Source organism: Mesorhizobium sp. M1A.F.Ca.ET.072.01.1.1 (assembly GCF_004023325.1).
Taxonomy (GTDB): domain Bacteria; phylum Pseudomonadota; class Alphaproteobacteria; order Rhizobiales; family Rhizobiaceae; genus Mesorhizobium.
Genome location: NZ_RZSF01000213.1, coordinates 1 through 11,722, shown reverse-complemented (window position 1 = coordinate 11,722; position 11,722 = coordinate 1). Strand labels below are relative to the sequence as shown.

Here is an 11,722-nt window from a genome sequence, read left to right as displayed (position 1 = left end):
GCTCATCCACGGTTGTGACCGCAGGGGTGTCGGGCGACTTCGCCAAGCCTCGAATCGGATGGCCGTCCGGTTCGAGGCTCAGTCGCTCTTCTCGCACAAAGTCTCCTCCGCGCAGATACAAGGGGTGTTGGACGGAGTGAGGCGCCGAAGAACAGGCTGCTTCGATCGCCCATTTCTTTGTCGTAGCGATCCTTCCAACACCCCTCATCCGACCGAGCTTCGCTCGGCCACCTTCTCCCACAAGGGGAGAAGGAGGAGCCCCATCTGGCCCTACACCTCTCCCGCAAAACCCGCTACACACCCTCGCATGAACCAGCACGCCAAGCTCGGGATCGGCCATTCGGCCTGTCCGCATGACTGTCCTTCCACCTGCGCGCTCGAGGTGGAGCTGCTCGACAATAACCGCATCGGCCGCGTCCACGGCGCGAAAGCGAACAGCTACACGGCAGGAGTCGTCTGCGCCAAGGTCGCGCGATATGCGGACCGCGTCCATCACCCCGACCGGCTGCTGAAGCCGCTGGTGCGCGCGGGCGGCAAGGGGGAGGGCGCCTGGAAGGAAGCCAGTTGGGAAGCGGCGCTCGACCTCGTCGCCGAGAAGTTCATCGCGGCCGAAGAGAAATACGGCTCGGAGACGGTCTGGCCCTATTTTTACGCCGGTACGATGGGATTGGTGCAGCGCGACGGTATCGAGCGGCTGCGGCACGCGAAGAGATATTCGGGCTTCTTCGGCTCGATCTGCACAAATCTCGCCTGGACCGGCTGGATGATGGGAGCGGGCGCTCTGCGCGGCCCCGATCCGCGTGAGATGGCGAAGGCCGACTGCGTGGTGATCTGGGGCACCAATGCCGTTGTTACCCAGGTCAACGTCATGACCCATGCGACGAGGGGGCGAAAAGAGCGCGGCGCCAAGATCGTCGCCATCGACATCTACGACAACGCCACCATGAAGCAGGCCGATCTCGGCCTGGTGCTCAAACCCGGCACCGACGGCGCGCTGGCTTGCGCGGTCATGCATGTCTTGTTTCGCGACGGCATGGCCGACCGCGCCTATCTGGAAAAATACACCGACGATCCGCGCGGGCTGGAAGAACATCTGAGGACGCGCACGCCCGAATGGGCAGCGGCAGTGACGGGTCTGACAGTCACCGAGATCGAGACCTTCGCGCATCTGGTCGGCACAACGAAGAAGACCTACTTTCGCCTCGGCTACGGTTTTGCGCGCCAGCGCAACGGCTCGGTCAACATGCATGCAGCCTCATGCATCGCTGCGGTTACCGGCGCCTGGCAATATGAGGGCGGCGGCGCCTTTCACTCCAATTCCGGCATCTTCAAGCTGAACCAGGATGTGCTCGAAGGCACCGCGATGCGCGACCCGAAGGTGCGCTATCTCGACCATTCGCGCATCGGCCCGGTGCTGACCGGTGCCGAGGATGCGCTTTACGGCGGCCCGCCGGTGACGGCGATGCTGATCCAGAACACCAATCCCGCCAATGTCGCGCCCGAGCAGCGGCTGGTCAGAAAAGGTTTCCTGCGGGAGGACCTGTTCACCTGCGTGCACGAGCAGTTCATGACCGATACGGCCAAGCTCGCCGACCTCGTGCTGCCGGCGACGATGTTTCTGGAACATGACGACATCTACAAGGGTGGCGGCAACCAGCACATCACGCTCGGCCCCAAGCTGATCGAACCGCCGGAGGGGCCGCGCACCAACCACTACGTCAATGAAGAACTCGGCAAACGGCTGGGCGTTGGCGACCGGCCGGGCTTTGGCCTGACCGAGAAGGAACATATCGACATCATCCTCGGCAAGCGCGGGCTAGGCAGCTTCGACAGCCTGAAGGAACAGAAGTGGGTCGACCTGCAACCCGATTTCGACGACGCGCATTTCATCAACGGCTTCGGCCATGCCGACAAGAAATTCCACTTCCGGCCCAATTGGACCGGGCAGTCGGCGCCCAACCGGCCGCCGAAGAGCATGGGCTTGTTCGGACCGGTCGAGCGGCTGCCGGAATTCCCCGACCATGTCGAGCTGATCGAGGTCGCGGACGAAGAGCATCCGTTCCGGCTGGCAACTTCGCCGGCGCGCAACTTCCTCAATTCCAGTTTTGCCGAGACGCCGGTGTCGAAAGCCAAGGAAGGCAGGCCGGAGCTTTTGCTGCACCCGGAAGATGCCGCGGCGCTCGGCATAGAGGACGGCGGCCGCGTTGAGATCGGCAACCGGCGCGGCGACGTGGTGCTGCATGCCAGGTTCTTCGACGGCGTGAAGCGCGGCGTGGTGATTGCGGAAGGCATCTGGCCGAACAGTGCGCATGAGCGCGGCGAAGGCATCAACGTGCTGACCGGTGCCGACGCCCCGGCGCCCTATGGCGGTGCTGCCCTCCACGACAACAAGGTCTGGCTGCGCGCGCTGTGATGGTCTGTGGCGCGAGCTCGGCAGGTCACATGCCCGGGAGATTAGCCGAAAAAGCCCGTTGCTTCGTCATCCTAAGGCGGAGCAAGGTGCGAAGCGACGCGCGAGGTGTCCCTTGCCGCAACAACCATTGAAAATAGCCATCGCCGGCGCGCTCGGCCGCATGGGCCGGGAGATGACGGAGGCGGTGCAGGTCGATCCGCGGCTGGAGCTTGTCGCCCGCTTCCATCGACCGGGCAGCACGGGCGAGGGGCTGGTCGCGCGCGACGCAGCGCTGGCGCTTGCCGACGTCGTCATCGACTTTACCACGCCGGCGGCGTCAGTCGAACTGGCAAAGGCATGCGCGGCGCGCGGCGGTCCGGCGCTGGTGATCGGCTCCACCGGCTTCGATGGTTCCGAGCTGGAGACGATCGCCGACGCGGCGAAGACGATCGCGATCGTGCGCTCCGGCAGTTACTCGCTGGGTCTCAACATGCTGACCGGGCTGGTGGAGCAGGCGGCGCGGGCGCTTGGGCCTGACGATTGCGACATCGATATCCTGGAAGCGCACCACCGTTTCAAGGTCGATGCGCCGTCCGGAACGGCGCTGATGTTGGGCGAGGCGGCGGCGCGCGGACGCGGCGTCAGGCTGGACGAAGTGGCGCGGCGCGCTCGAAACGGGATTGTCGGCACACGCCCTGCCGGCGAGATCGGCTTCGCCGTGCTGCGCGGCGGCAGCATCATCGGCGAGCATTCCGTCAGCTTCCTCGCCGAGGGCGAGGCGCTGACGCTCTCGCACTCGGCTGGCGACCGCTCGATGTTTGCTCGCGGCGCCATCGCGGCGGCACTCTGGGTGGCCGGACAGTGTCCAGGCGAATACGGCATGCGCGATGTGCTTGGCTTCGCCGCTTCGTGACCAGCGATAGCTGCGGAATTCGCTCTTTCGGCCGCTAAAATGACTGAAAGCCAGCTGAAAGCTTGGCCATGCCAAGACAGTTTTGCGGCGTTCGCCGCGGGATCGGTCCGGGAGCGGGCCGGCAAGGAGGAAATGCGGCGTGGCCTGGTGGCACGCCGCCCAGGTGGAGGAAGTTACGTGACCGGTTTCATCTCGAAGTGCGTCTTGCGTTCGGCGGTGCTTTCGTTTGCCATCGTCGCCGCGGGCGCCACGGCGGCATCGGCTGCCGACAAGATCACCATCATCGTCGGCGGCATGGAAAAGCAGATCTATCTGCCGGCCGTGCTCACCCAGCAGCTCGGCTATTTCAAGGACGAGGGGCTCGATGTCGAGCTGGTCAACTCCCGCGCCGGGGTCGAGGCCGAGAATGAATTGCTGGCCGGTGCCGTGCAGGGCGTCGTCGGCTTCTATGATCACACCGTCGACTTGCAGTCGAAGGGCAAATACATCCAGTCGATCGTCCAGTTCAGCCAGGCGCCGGGCGAGGTCGAGCTGGTTTCGGCCAAGCATCCGGAAATCAAGTCGCCGGCCGACTTCAAGGGCGCCACGCTCGGCGTCACCGGTCTTGGCTCCTCGACCGATTTCCTGACGCAGTATCTCGCCGTGCGCAACGGCCTTAAGCCCGGCGACTACACGCTGCTGCCGGTGGGCGCCGGCAACACGTTCATCGCTGCCGTCAAGCAGGACCAGATCCAGGCCGGCATGACCACCGAGCCGACCATCGCCAAGCTGCTTCAGACCGGCGAGGCCAAGGTGCTGGTCGATATGCGCACGCCCGAAAAGACCAGGGAAGCGCTGGGCGGCGACTATCCGGCGGCATCCTTCTATGTCCAGTCCGCCTGGATCGAGAGCCATAAGGACGAGGCGCAGAAGCTCGCCAACGCTTTCGTCAAGACGATGAAGTATATCGCCAGCCATTCGGCCGAAGAGATCGCGGACCAGATGCCGAAGGATTATTACGCCGGCAACAAGGACCTCTATGTGCAAGGGTTGGCCGGCGGCAAGGCGATGTTCACGCCTGACGGCCGCATGCCCGCCGATGGCCCGGAGACGGTGCTGAAGGTGCTGTCGACCTTCTCGAAGAGCCTGCAGGGCAAGCAGATCGATCTTTCGAAGACCTACACCACGGCATTCGTCGACGCCGCCAAGTAGCGCCGACAGGCGAGCCGGGCTGTCCGGCTCGGTCGTTGAAGAACAACAAGTTGCGCCGCTTGTCTGAATCAATTCGGCAGCGGCGCCTTTCCGGATACCGAGGCGCGGCGGGCCCATGGGCTCGAGCCCCCAGCCATCCTCGCACCATCGCTACAGGAGTGTGCCATGCAGTTGCAAACCATGGCGGCCGAGAAATTGTCTCCGGCCGCGCCGCCGGCCGATGCCGCGATCGCCATCGACGATGTGACGCTGCGCTTCGTCACCCCCGACGGGCACATGATGACGGCCATCCGCGATTTCACCATGACGGTGGCGCGCGGCGAGTTCGCCTGCGTCGTCGGGCCGACCGGCTGCGGCAAGTCGACGACGCTCAACCTCGTCACCGGGCTGCTCAGGCCGACGACCGGCAATGTCCGCGTCATGGGCAATCCCGTAACCGAGATCAGCCGCGACATCGGTTTCGTCTTCCAGGCGGACGCGCTGTTTCCGTGGCGCAGCGTCATCGACAATGTCGCCGCCGGCCCGCTCTATCGCGGCACGCCGAAGGCGCAAGCCTATGACCGGGCGCGCGACTGGATCGCACGCGTCGGCCTTGCGCGTTTCGAGAAACACTATCCCCACCAGCTCTCTGGCGGCATGCGCAAGCGGGTCGCGCTAGCGCAAACCTTCATCAACCAGCCGAAGATTCTGCTGATGGACGAGCCGTTCAGCGCGCTCGACATGCAGACCCGCACCGCCATGCAGGACGAGCTGCTCGGCCTCTGGTCGGAACTCAAATCCTCCGTCGTCTTCGTCACTCACGATCTCGAGGAGGCGGTGGCGCTGGCCGACAAGGTCTATGTGCTCACCGCCGGGCCGGGCACGGTGAAGAGTGTCTACCGCATCGACCTGCCGCGCCCGCGTGTCATGGCCGACATCCGATACGATCCGAAATTCATCGAGATCGCCAAGGTGATCTGGAACGACCTGCGCGAGGAAGTGCAGCTCGGCCAGAGCCGCGGCCTGCAGACCGGCCATTGAAAGGAGACTTGCCATGACCGCCATCTCTCCAGCCTCTCACCAAGCCGCCCGCGCGACCTCGATCGTCGCCGCGGAAGCCCGGGCGAGGGCGCGGCTGCGCCGCCGCCATGCCCTGGTTATCGGCCTGCGGCTCGCCATCCTGATCGTCTTCCTCGCTCTTTGGGAACTTGGCGCCGATCACGGCGTCATCGATCCGTTCTTCTTCTCAAGTCCCTCCGGCATCTGGGAGCAGATCTGGTCCTGGGTCACCGAGGGCACCTCGCAGGGGCCGCTCTGGCTGCAGATCTATGTGACGCTCGAGGAAACCTTCCTCGGCTTCGCCATCGGCGCCGTCGGCGGCATCGCCGCCGGCATCATCCTTGGCCGCAACAAGCTCCTGGCGGATGTCTTCTCGATCTACATCAAGATCGCCAACTCGGTGCCGCGCGTCGTTCTGGGCTCGGTCTTCATCATAGCGCTCGGCCTCGGCATGGCCTCCAAGGTGGCGCTGGCCGTCGTCATGGTGTTCTTCGTGGTCTTCGCCAACGCCTTCCAGGGCGTGCGCGAGGCCGACAGGGCGATGATCGCCAACGCCCAGATCCTCGGCGCCTCGCCCTACCAGATCACCACCACAGTCATCATCCCATCGGCCATGAGCTGGATCCTGGCGAGCCTGCATGTCAGCTTTGGCTTCGCGCTGGTCGGCGCCGTGGTCGGCGAGTTCCTCGGCGCCAAGCAGGGCATGGGCTTGCTGATCTCGACCGCCCAGGGCGCGTTCAACGCCAATGGCGTTTTCGCCGCCATGATTATCCTGGCGGTGATGGCGCTGGTGGTGGAGTTCATCATCACCCGCTTCGAGAACTACGTCGTCAAATGGCGTCCGGCGCCGTTCAACGAGCAAGGGGCCTGACCGCTCCAGTCGGCCTGTCCTGGGGTGCGGCGAGCGGCAGCCGGACCTCGACCCTGAGCCCGCTGCCGGCGGCCTCGCCAAGCGCAACGCTGCCGCCGACATTCTCGACCACCTCGCGTACGATCGCGAGTCCGAGCCCGCTGCCTTCCTCGGCAGCACCGGCAATGCGGTAGAAGCGCTCGAAGACCTGCTCGCGCTCTTCGGCCGGAATGCCGGGACCGGTGTCGGTGACCGTCAGCACGCCCTCGCGACCGATCGCGGCCAGCTTGACGGTCACCGTGCCGCCGGCTGGCGTGTAGCGCAGCGCGTTGTCAACCAGGTTGACGATCATCTCGCGCAGCATGGTGCCGTCGCCGATAACGGGGACAGGTCCGGCTTCCTCGAGCCCAAGATCGATGTTGCGCTCGACGGCCTTCGGCGCATGTGTTTCCAGCACCTCGCGGGCGGCTTCGGTGAGGTCGATGCGGTCAGCGCGCGGCCGGCGGCTGCCCGGCTCGGCGCGCGACAGCGTAAGCAGCTGTTCGGCCAGCCGCGCCAGCCGGCCGGAGCCTGCCTGTAGGGCCACCAGCGCCTCCTCGCGCCGGTCGGTGGCGCTTTCGCGCAGCACATAGCTCGCCTGTGTCGACATGAGCGCCAGCGGCGTACGCAGCTGGTGCGCGGCATTGGCGATGAAGCGGCGCTGCGCCGCCATCTGCGCCCGCACGCGCTCCATATAGGCGTTGAGCGCGTCGATCAGCGGCCGGATCTCGCTTTGCGCGCCCGGCACCTCGACCGGGTCGAGATCGCTGCGATCCGGCGAGCGCACCGTATCGCGCAGGCGCATCAGCGGCGCCAGCCCGCGGCGCAGGCCAAGCAGCACGAAGAGGCCGGCGATCGCCACCAGCGCCAGCTGCTGGGCAAAGGCGCTGAACCACAGCCGCTGCACCATCGCGTCATGGCCGGCGAGCGTGACGCCCACCGTGACCCTGATCGGCGAATCCGTGCCGGCGCCGATCACGGCATGGCTGAGCGTTGTCAGACGCAGCCGGCGATCGCGATAGGAAGCCTCGATGCTGCCGCTCTGCGACGCCTGGGGGAGGTCGGGATATCCGGTCAGCAGCCGGCCGTTGGCGGTCTCGACCCGGTAGTAGACGCTGTCGCGGTCGCCGGTGTCGAACATCTCGATCGCCGCCGGCGGAATGGTGGCGTCGAGCACGCCTTCGGCCATCGCCACCCGCTCGGCGATCGCGCGCGCCGAGCCGACCAGCATCCGGTCGGTGACCAGATCCGCCGTCGCCAGCGCGTTGCGCTGGCTGGTCCACAGATTGACCGTCACCAGCGCGGCAAGCGGCAGCACCACCCATGCCAGCAATTGCAGGCGGAGGCTGTTAATCTTCATGGCCCCTAATCTTCATGACGGAGCAGATAGCCAAGGCCGCGCAAGGTGGCGATCTGCACGCGCGAGCCTTCCAGCTTCTTGCGCAGCCGATGCACGTAGATCTCGATGGCGCTGGGATCGGCGTCGGTGTCGAAGTCGTAGATCGCCGCCGAGAGTGCCGCCTTGCTCACCGTGCGCCCCGCCTTGACCACCAGCTGTTCCAGCACCGCATGTTCGCGCGGCGTCAGCGAAAGCGCCGCGCCGCCGAGCGAGAACAGCCTGGTGTTGGTGTCGAAGACGAGGTCGCCGCAGGAGATGACGGGCGCTGTCCGGTCGTTGGCGCGGCGCAGCTGCACGCGGATGCGCGCTTCCAGTTCCTCGATCTGGAAGGGTTTTGCCAGATAGTCGTCGGCGCCCTCGTTGAGGCCCTTCACCCGGCCGTCGAGACTGGCATTGGCGGTGAGCACGATGACCGGCACCGGGTTGCCGCGGGCCCTCAGCCGCTTCAGCACCTCCATCCCGCCCATGCGCGGCAGGGCGAGGTCGAGGATGATCAGCGCATGGTCGCCGGCCGCCAGCGCATGCTCGACGTCTTCGCCGTCATGCACGATGTCGACGACGTAGCTCGCCTGGCGCAGCGTCTTGCTCAGCCAATCGGCCAGTTCGCGATTGTCTTCGACAAGCAGGAGCCGCATCGTCCATCGCTGTTCGGCAAATGCCTCCATCCGGGTGGCGCCGGGCTTTCGCAAGCGCGGCGGGCGGTCCGAACGGAAAGTTTGAAAGCAATCGATAGTCTCGATCCGCCGACAAGGCAAACGCCGGCTGAAATCGGTTCCGTCGGTCGGCCTGGAGGCCCAATTCGCTCGCGTGATGGATAAAACCGAACGGTTCGGTTCAATTTATGTTGACGGTTCGTGTAACTCAGGTGAACGCTGGCTCGCTGTCCGGACCGTGAGACCTCGTCCGCTAATACTGCAAGTAGTTGATATTCAAACAAAAGAATGTGGCAGCCGCGCTGTTCACGCGATTTCAAGGTCGAACCGAACGGTTCGATTTGCACATCTTCGTGATTGGAAATGGCAACAGGACCGACCCATCTCGGGGTGGTCCGAGCGACGCGAATTTCCATTACGGCACGCCACTTGACGGACAGGATTTTGAAAATCTGGAGTACCTAAAATGAACAAGATTGCTCTTACCGCCGCGGTCCTTCTCGTTGCCACGGGCAGCGCCTTCGCCGGCAGCGACCATTACGGTTCCGACAACGTCAACCAGCCGGCCGTCACCCAGTCGGTTGCGCCGCGGTCGGGCGACAACATCGACCGCAGCATCACCGGTTCGATCCGCAAGTTCGAGCAGCGCGATCTCAGGATCACGCCCGATCAGAACCAGCCGGAATCCGGCCAGGGCATTTGGGGCCGCTAGGCCTCCGTCCCGAACCGATCAGAACCACAACTCTCAAATCTGGAGTAACTGAAATGACCAAGATCGCTCTTACCGCCGCTGCCCTTCTCGTTGCCACTGGTGCCGCTTTCGCCGGCTCCGACAACTACGGTTCGGCCAACGCCAAACAGCCGGCTGCTTCGGTCGACACCTCGTACACCGCTTCGGTCAAGAAGTCTGATGCGAATGTCCAGAAGCCCGTCACCCAGGGCAGCGACCGCGACCTGTTCGGCAACCACTAACCGGCCTGTCAGGGCAACCTTGCCAACATCCCCCCTCAATTTCGGAGTAACTGAAATGACCAAGATCGCTCTTACCGCCGCCGCCCTTCTCGTTGCCACCGGTGCCGCTTTCGCCGGCTCCGACAACTACGGTTCGGCCAACGCCAACCAGCCGGCCGCCTCGGTCGACACCTCGTACACCGCTTCGGTCAAGAAGTCGGTCGCGAATGTTCAGAAGCCGGTTACCCAGGGCGCCGACCGCGATCTGTTCGGCAACCACTAAGCGGTCGATCGTCGATAGACCTCAAAGCGGCGGGCTTGTCCCGCCGCTCTGCGTTTATGCAGCCGGCTATCCGCAGGGCCGGCTTGTGTCGTGGCTATAGGCCCGGCTGCGCACAGAGGCGCTCTATTCCAAATCCTTCGGCCTGACGAAATGCGTCAGTCGCGCTCCGCCGAAATCGAGGTTCGCCCAATCCTCCTTCACCGTGAACCGGGCCAGTGCCGCCGTCGGGAACTTCGCTTCGACTTTCTTGAACACGCCCTCGTCCGATCCGGTGCCGGCGAGCCGCAGCACGAAATTCTGCAGGCCGGGATTGTGACCGATCACGATCAGGCTGGTGGCTTTCGCCTGCCGCACGCACGCCAGGATGGCGGCCGGCGCCGCCTCGTAGAGCTCCTCGGCGAATTCCGCCGGCCCATGCTTCGGCAATTCGGCGGCGACCAGCCGCCAGGTATCGCGGGTGCGCAGCGCCGGCGAGACCAGCGCCAGATCCGGCAGCCAGCCGCGCCGCGAAAGCTCGCGGCCGATCAGCGGTGCCGTCTTCAGCCCGCGCGGGGCGAGCGGACGGTCGAAATCGGCGAGCTTGGGATCGTCCCGGCTCGACTTGGCATGGCGCAGCACAAGGAGTTGTCTGGGCGTCGCCATGGCAGTCCTTACGGCGTGATGCGCGCCAGCTGTTCGAGGTCGGTTTCCTCGCGCAGCGGGTCGGGCGCCATCACCACTGAAGTGGCGTTGTCGGCGTCGTCGGCGAAATGGGCAAGCACGGTGTGGCCCTTTTCCATGCGCGCCTTGCCTTCGGCGACCAGCCCCAGCGCCAGCGGATAGAGCCGGTGCTCCACCTTCAGCACCCGCGCGGCTAAAGTGTCCTCGTTGTCGCCGACCATCACCGGCACGGCGGCCTGGGCGATGATCGGGCCGTCATCCATCTCGGGCGTGACGAAATGCACGGAGCAGCCATGGATGCGCACGCCCGCGCGGATGGCGCGCGCATGCGTGTCCAGCCCCTTGAAGGCAGGCAGAAGGGCAGGGTGAATGTTGACCATGCGCCCCTGCCATTTTTCGACCAGGCCGCGGCCGAGGATGCGCATATAGCCGGCCAGAGCCACGATCTCGGCGCCGAAGCCGGATAGCGCGGCATCGATCGCAGCGTCATGTGCGTCCTTGCTCGGATTGTCGGCGCGCTGAATCACCTTGGTGGCGATGCCGCGCGATTGCGCGAGGCCGAGGCCCGCGGCGTTCGCACGATCCGAGATGACGCCGACGATCTCGGTCGGATAGGTCGGGTCGCTGGCTGCCGCGATCAGCGCCGTCATGTTGGAGCCGCGGCCCGAGATCAGGACGACCGTGCGTTTCCTGCTCATAGTTCGATCGAGCCCCGGTAGATCACGCCGGCGTCGCGGCGCGGCACGATGCGACCGATCGGCGTCACCGTCTCGCCGGCTTCCTGCAGCACCGCTGCCACCTGCGCCGCCTGGCCGGAAGCAACGGCGAGGATCATGCCGATGCCGCAGTTGAAGGTGCGCATCATTTCTTGCGGCGCCACGCCGCCGGTCCTGGCGAGCCACGAGAATACAGGCGGTACGTCGATCGCTTCGAGGTCGAGCTCGGCGGAGAAATCCTTGGGCAGCACGCGCGGAATGTTTTCCGGAAAACCGCCGCCGGTGATATGAGCCAGCGCCTTGATGCCATGCGTGTTGCGGATCGCCTTCAGGATCGACTTCACATAGATGCGCGTCGGCTCGAGCAGCGCCTCGGCGAGGCTGAGCTCATCGTTGAACGGCGCCGGATCGCTCCAGCCGAGCCCGCTGGCGTTGACGATGCGGCGCACCAGCGAAAAGCCGTTGGAGTGGAGGCCGGAGGACGCGAGGCCAAGCAGCACGTCGCCCTCGACGATGTCGTCGGTGGGCAGCAACTGGCCGCGCTCGGCCGCGCCCACGGCAAAGCCGGCAAGGTCGTAATCCTTGTCGTGATACATGCCGGGCATCTCGGCGGTCTCGCCGCCGATCAGCGCGCAGC

The 11,722-nt window shown here is 65.3% G+C and carries 13 protein-coding genes; 8 read left to right on the top strand and 5 right to left on the bottom strand.

Annotation, left to right across the window (positions count from 1 at the left end; translation table 11 throughout):
- The first annotated feature begins 307 nt into the window (after positions 1-307).
- The 5 genes from EOA32_RS24805 to EOA32_RS24785 all read left to right on the top strand — a co-directional run bounded on the left by EOA32_RS24805 (position 308) and on the right by EOA32_RS24785 (position 6,405).
- The gene (locus tag EOA32_RS24805; protein WP_128373129.1) at positions 308-2,413 is read left to right on the top strand and encodes a molybdopterin oxidoreductase family protein; all 2,106 of its coding nucleotides are present in this window, start codon (positions 308-310) and stop codon (positions 2,411-2,413) included.
- A gap of 112 nt (positions 2,414-2,525) precedes the next feature.
- The gene (gene dapB, locus EOA32_RS24800; RefSeq protein ID WP_128373128.1) at positions 2,526-3,305 is read left to right on the top strand and encodes a 4-hydroxy-tetrahydrodipicolinate reductase; all 780 of its coding nucleotides are present in this window, start codon (positions 2,526-2,528) and stop codon (positions 3,303-3,305) included.
- A 189-nt stretch (positions 3,306-3,494) separates the two neighbouring features.
- Entirely contained in the window at positions 3,495-4,496 is a 1,002-nt protein-coding gene (locus EOA32_RS24795; RefSeq protein ID WP_245418635.1) for an ABC transporter substrate-binding protein, read from the top strand.
- A 165-nt stretch (positions 4,497-4,661) separates the two neighbouring features.
- Complete coding sequence (locus tag EOA32_RS24790) at positions 4,662-5,516, top strand: ABC transporter ATP-binding protein (protein ID WP_066995843.1); 855 nt, start codon at positions 4,662-4,664, stop codon at positions 5,514-5,516.
- Between the two features lie 13 nt (positions 5,517-5,529).
- Positions 5,530-6,405, top strand: coding sequence for an ABC transporter permease (locus EOA32_RS24785; RefSeq protein WP_095826471.1), 876 nt, complete (start codon positions 5,530-5,532; stop codon positions 6,403-6,405).
- On the opposite strand, the gene EOA32_RS24780 is transcribed toward EOA32_RS24785, so the two are convergent.
- Together EOA32_RS24780 and EOA32_RS24775 are read right to left on the bottom strand one after the other, a co-directional pair.
- Positions 6,386-7,783: a sensor histidine kinase gene (locus tag EOA32_RS24780; protein ID WP_128373127.1), complete on the bottom strand. Its 1,398-nt coding sequence runs from the start codon at positions 7,781-7,783 to the stop codon at positions 6,386-6,388. The genes EOA32_RS24785 and EOA32_RS24780 overlap by 20 nt on opposite strands.
- Before the next feature lie 5 nt (positions 7,784-7,788).
- Positions 7,789-8,457: a response regulator gene (locus tag EOA32_RS24775; protein ID WP_128373126.1), complete on the bottom strand. Its 669-nt coding sequence runs from the start codon at positions 8,455-8,457 to the stop codon at positions 7,789-7,791.
- Positions 8,458-8,941: 484 nt separating this feature from the next.
- Here EOA32_RS24775 and EOA32_RS24770 point away from each other — a divergent pair, with 484 nt between their 5' ends.
- From EOA32_RS24770 to EOA32_RS24760, 3 genes are read left to right on the top strand one after another with little or no spacing between them, the layout of a single operon-like run.
- On the top strand, positions 8,942-9,187 hold the full coding sequence (locus tag EOA32_RS24770; protein WP_066995852.1) for a DUF680 domain-containing protein: 246 nt from the start codon (positions 8,942-8,944) through the stop codon (positions 9,185-9,187).
- Between the two features lie 53 nt (positions 9,188-9,240).
- Entirely contained in the window at positions 9,241-9,447 is a 207-nt protein-coding gene (locus EOA32_RS24765) for a DUF680 domain-containing protein (protein WP_095779133.1), read from the top strand.
- 55 nt (positions 9,448-9,502) lie between these two features.
- Positions 9,503-9,709 carry a DUF680 domain-containing protein gene (locus tag EOA32_RS24760; RefSeq protein WP_066995855.1) on the top strand — a complete coding sequence of 69 codons (207 nt, stop codon included), beginning with the start codon at positions 9,503-9,505 and terminating at the stop codon, positions 9,707-9,709.
- Positions 9,710-9,832: 123 nt separating this feature from the next.
- Here the strand turns inward: EOA32_RS24760 and EOA32_RS24755 are convergent, their stop codons facing one another.
- The 3 genes from EOA32_RS24755 to purM form a co-directional block, all read right to left on the bottom strand.
- Entirely contained in the window at positions 9,833-10,351 is a 519-nt protein-coding gene (locus EOA32_RS24755; protein WP_095779132.1) for a histidine phosphatase family protein, read from the bottom strand.
- An 8-nt stretch (positions 10,352-10,359) separates the two neighbouring features.
- Entirely contained in the window at positions 10,360-11,067 is a 708-nt protein-coding gene (gene purN / locus EOA32_RS24750; RefSeq protein ID WP_095779131.1) for a phosphoribosylglycinamide formyltransferase, read from the bottom strand.
- Positions 11,064-11,722: phosphoribosylformylglycinamidine cyclo-ligase (purM, locus tag EOA32_RS24745; protein WP_128373125.1), on the bottom strand; the 659-nt coding region annotated here is incomplete at its 5' end. The genes purN and purM, both read right to left, overlap by 4 nt.

Bases quoted from the DNA above. Each gene is read 5' to 3' on its own strand.
- EOA32_RS24805 (WP_128373129.1), top strand. From the start codon at position 308: ATGAACCAGCACGCCAAGCTCGGGATCGGCCATTCGGCCTGTCCGCAT.
- EOA32_RS24790 (WP_066995843.1), top strand. From the start codon at position 4,662: ATGCAGTTGCAAACCATGGCGGCCGAGAAATTGTCTCCGGCCGCGCCG.
- EOA32_RS24785 (WP_095826471.1), top strand. From the start codon at position 5,530: ATGACCGCCATCTCTCCAGCCTCTCACCAAGCCGCCCGCGCGACCTCG.
- EOA32_RS24780 (WP_128373127.1), bottom strand. From the start codon at position 7,783: ATGAAGATTAACAGCCTCCGCCTGCAATTGCTGGCATGGGTGGTGCTG.
- EOA32_RS24775 (WP_128373126.1), bottom strand. From the start codon at position 8,457: ATGCGGCTCCTGCTTGTCGAAGACAATCGCGAACTGGCCGATTGGCTG.
- EOA32_RS24770 (WP_066995852.1), top strand. From the start codon at position 8,942: ATGAACAAGATTGCTCTTACCGCCGCGGTCCTTCTCGTTGCCACGGGC.
- EOA32_RS24765 (WP_095779133.1), top strand. From the start codon at position 9,241: ATGACCAAGATCGCTCTTACCGCCGCTGCCCTTCTCGTTGCCACTGGT.
- EOA32_RS24760 (WP_066995855.1), top strand. From the start codon at position 9,503: ATGACCAAGATCGCTCTTACCGCCGCCGCCCTTCTCGTTGCCACCGGT.
- EOA32_RS24755 (WP_095779132.1), bottom strand. From the start codon at position 10,351: ATGGCGACGCCCAGACAACTCCTTGTGCTGCGCCATGCCAAGTCGAGC.
- purN (WP_095779131.1), bottom strand. From the start codon at position 11,067: ATGAGCAGGAAACGCACGGTCGTCCTGATCTCGGGCCGCGGCTCCAAC.